This window comes from Arthrobacter mobilis, assembly GCF_012395835.1.
Lineage (GTDB): Bacteria > Actinomycetota > Actinomycetes > Actinomycetales > Micrococcaceae > Crystallibacter > Crystallibacter mobilis.
In genome coordinates, this window is the sequence record NZ_JAAZSQ010000099.1 from 1 (window position 1) to 585 (window position 585).

General features: G+C 52.1%; 1 rRNA gene. It reads right to left on the reverse strand.

The features are described 5' to 3' along the window. Nucleotides 1-585, reverse strand: a 23S ribosomal RNA gene (locus HGG74_RS21065); the annotation flags it as partial.

Genomic DNA, 585 nt, shown 5'->3' on the forward strand with positions numbered 1-585 from the left:
GTCCTCCAGTTAGTGTTACCCAACCTTCAACCTGCCCATGGCTAGATCACCGGGTTTCGGGTCTATACCCTGCAACTTAACGCCCAGTTAAGACTCGGTTTCCCTGCGGCTCCCCTATACGGTTAACCTTGCTACAGAATATAAGTCGCTGACCCATTATACAAAAGGTACGCAGTCACACCCGAAGGTGCTCCCACTGCTTGTACGTACACGGTTTCAGGTTCTTTTTCACTCCCCTCGCCGGGGTTCTTTTCGCCTTTCCCTCACGGTACTGGTTCACTATCGGTCAGTCAGGAGTATTTAGCCTTGGAGGATGGTCCCCCCATATTCAGACAGGATACCACGTGTCCCGCCCTACTCTTCGAGTTCACAGCCTGTGCATTTTGGTGTACGGGACTATCACCCTGTACCGTCGGACTTTCCAGACCGTTCCACTAACACACAAGCTGATTCAGACTCTGGGCTGCTCCCCGTTCGCTCGCCGCTACTGGGGGAATCTCGGTTGATTTCTTTTCCTCGGGGTACTTAGATGTTTCAGTTCCCCCGGTTCGCCTCGTTAACCTATGTATTCAGTTAACGATAGTG